This is a genomic window from Legionella drancourtii LLAP12 (genome assembly GCF_000162755.2).
GTDB lineage: Bacteria > Pseudomonadota > Gammaproteobacteria > Legionellales > Legionellaceae > Legionella > Legionella drancourtii.
In genome coordinates this window covers 102,026-104,997 of record NZ_JH413801.1, presented here as the reverse complement: position 1 = coordinate 104,997, position 2,972 = coordinate 102,026, and the positions used below count along the sequence as shown (strand labels likewise).

Genomic DNA, 2,972 nt, shown 5'->3' with positions numbered 1-2,972 from the left:
CTTGATGTATGCTCCGCTTCGGTGCTCAAAATCAACCCAATTCTGGCTCAATCTAGCGAAATGTCAACAGTCCCTAATTTTATTAGATACAAGGTAGTACTAATTATTTAAAAGGACTTTATTTAATGAAACTACAGTTATCGGTGCTCGTCATTGCCTTGTTAAAGGTTCAATTGAGTCATGCGAGCATTTTTAACCAGCATGAAGAGACGAGCACAAATACTTATCATAGTCGAATCACCGGCCAACTCCTTTCAGGAGGAGAACAACAGCTAGGCGGCTTTGGGGATGCCATGATGCCGTTGATGCAGAATCAAAATAACCTTTTATTCGCTGATGGTACGGTGATGTTGGGTCAGGAGCTTCGTTCAACGGTTAGTGGTGGCTTAGGGTATCGAGGCATAAAACAAGCTGGTTTAAGCCAAGGTATTTTGGGTGCTTATTTATTTTCTGACTATTATCAGACTCGATTAAAAAATAACTATTGGCAATTAAACCCGGGTCTTGAATGGTTGCATGAACGCTATGAAACACGTTTACAAGGTTATATTCCTCTTAGCCGGCGTAATCAAACCTATAGACATACGTATGCCGATGACATTCCCGAGCGCGTACTTAGGGATTCAGGAAAAAGTAACCATCTAGGTGGTGCTCGAGGCCATAGTTTAATCGATACACCCGTTAATTTATTGGAGGAGTTTGGCCCGGGTGTTGAATTGGAAGCAGGACGCTTTATTGATTATGGGAAAGGTTTTTGGCTTCGTGCCGGTGGTTATCATTTTAGCTACAATCATGCTAAAAACATTAATGGCATTGAAGGCAATATAGAAGCGTTTATTAATGATCATATGTCTTTATTGCTCCAAAATAATTATGACAACCAAAATCAAAATCGCTTTGCAATCGGCCTAAGGGTCAATTTTGATGGCTCGTCAGCACTGCCTCATTCATTAGAAAGCCGAATGACTGCGCCAATCATCCGTCATCTTGCGCGTCAATCTTATGGAGATGCGTTACCAACACGCCGAAGTTTTCAAGCAAGTGGCCCAACGACTGTTCTTTTTAATAACGTTTGGTTTTTCAGTCCTGATGGTACTTTGCCGCAAGGTAGGGCAACAACATTAGCTAATTGCACCGCAGAACATCCCTGCTCAACCATTGATACGCCAACTGCGGCACAAATTGCTTTATTAACACCAGATGCACAACTTTTCTTTGCAACGGGCAAATACAACATTTTGCCCAATGCAATCAATCAAAATAACTGGGTTAATTTACAAGATGGCCAATCTCTTTTAGGTAGAAATACCGGCTGGATGACCACGGCAACGGGAAACAACCAACCACTAATCAATGGGAGTCTAATATGGGGGAACAGCAATCCAATTATTGCCAGTGGTGCTGTTTACAACATGAGGGTAAATAATACAACCGTCACGGCTAATATAGTAAGCACTGGTTATGCGAGCAATAGCTCAACAAATAATAGTGTGATGAGTGTGTCTGCTTTTAATAGCATGACACTGACCAGGGCCACCATTAATACCAAGTTCTCGGGTAACGTTAAGGGAACAGGGAGTAACAATGCCACTTACGGTATCCAAACTGCCACCATCGCCGACTCAATAATTAATGCGCTAACCAGTGGAAATACTACTAATGGAACTAGCAATCCCGTGTTTGGTATCGTTGCTAATAATGCAGTTGTCACTGGGAAAATAATTAATGCTAAAAATAAAGGCACCATTGATGGCATGAGTACCACTGGCGCGCTCGATATTGTTACGTCGAACCAGTTAATATTTCAAAGTAATACAGCCAGTTTTATCAAGGCAATATCACTAAATGGAACTCAGCCTGTTTCCGCCTTTGCTAGGTTAGCCTACAATCTCACAGTTCAACCGACGGTATAAATTTCAGCCCTGTGCTTAGATTGTTTTAAAGTACCTTTGGGAGGAACCTGCTTGCAAGCAGGTTCCTTGTGATTAAGACGTTAATCGCTACTTGTTGCCCTTATCCAGAGCAAAGTTTCCAGTGAAATTTATAGTCGCTATGCCAAACTGAGAGTTAGAGTTAGTACTGCTATTGGAGCTACTAGACTTTACGGTAGTCAAATAGCGAAAATCCATACCAATAGTAGCAAAATCATCAAGATAATAGCTAAATCCTATGATACCTTGGCCTGCTATGCCATTTTTTGAAATAGTTGTCTGTAGGGAGATCGGCGTAGCGCCACTGTTAAAATATTGACTATTTTCAATTTGAATCGTGTTTCGAATAATTGCCCCTCCCACCCCTAATCCAACATAGGGAACAAAATTCACATTAGGATCACTAGATAAAAAATCAAAAAATACATTGAACAGTCCATATAAACCGATGGTATTCCCTTTAAACCCTAAACTATTGTTTTCAATAAAGTCAGGGCAGGTACCTTGAGGACTAACGACGTTTGGACTAACCAAAGTACAAGAACCGAATTGAGCCTCACCATAATTATTGATATTAAAAAGAAATTCACCCTCTAATCGGAATCTATTTACTTTATAACCCAGAGACAACGCCCCCCACCACCGACCGGCCCCAAACTTATTGTCGGATTATAGGATAATTGATTCAAGGTAAAATTAAGCTGCGGATTTGATGCATGACTGATCTCAGCCAATACGCCAACATAAAGCCCTTCAACAGGGTCTGCGCTAAAGGTGCTACTACTTATTGTTAAACCAAATATAAATCCAAATTTAATTAACTGCCTCATTCTTCATCCTAAATCAAATGCTAACAACAAATGGCCATTATTCCTGAAAGCCCATATGAAAACAATGCAAATTTTTTCTCAAAAATGGGATCTATGGAATTAAATAGACCTTTCTAATTTGCATCAAGATAAAAGGCAAAGAACATGGTATAGTTTTAATAACATTTCGACTAGGGTCTGTTGACATTTCACATAGGCAACCATAAAAGTG

General features: G+C 40.2%; 3 protein-coding genes. 1 reads left to right on the top strand and 2 read right to left on the bottom strand.

Annotated features, from left to right (window positions below; translation table 11 throughout):
- Positions 1 to 125: 125 nt before the first annotated feature.
- Complete coding sequence (locus LDG_RS02950; protein WP_006869639.1) at positions 126 to 1,913, top strand: hypothetical protein; 1,788 nt, start codon at positions 126 to 128, stop codon at positions 1,911 to 1,913.
- A gap of 87 nt (positions 1,914 to 2,000) precedes the next feature.
- Here the strand turns inward: LDG_RS02950 and LDG_RS02945 are convergent, their stop codons facing one another.
- Together LDG_RS02945 and LDG_RS20030 are read right to left on the bottom strand one after the other, a co-directional pair.
- Positions 2,001 to 2,561 carry a porin family protein gene (locus LDG_RS02945; protein WP_006869638.1) on the bottom strand — a complete coding sequence of 187 codons (561 nt, stop codon included), beginning with the start codon at positions 2,559 to 2,561 and terminating at the stop codon, positions 2,001 to 2,003.
- Positions 2,540 to 2,761, bottom strand: a complete 222-nt coding sequence (locus LDG_RS20030) for a hypothetical protein (RefSeq protein ID WP_006869637.1) — start codon at positions 2,759 to 2,761, stop codon at positions 2,540 to 2,542. The genes LDG_RS02945 and LDG_RS20030 overlap by 22 nt, the downstream gene beginning before the upstream one ends.
- Positions 2,762 to 2,972 lie beyond the last annotated feature (211 nt).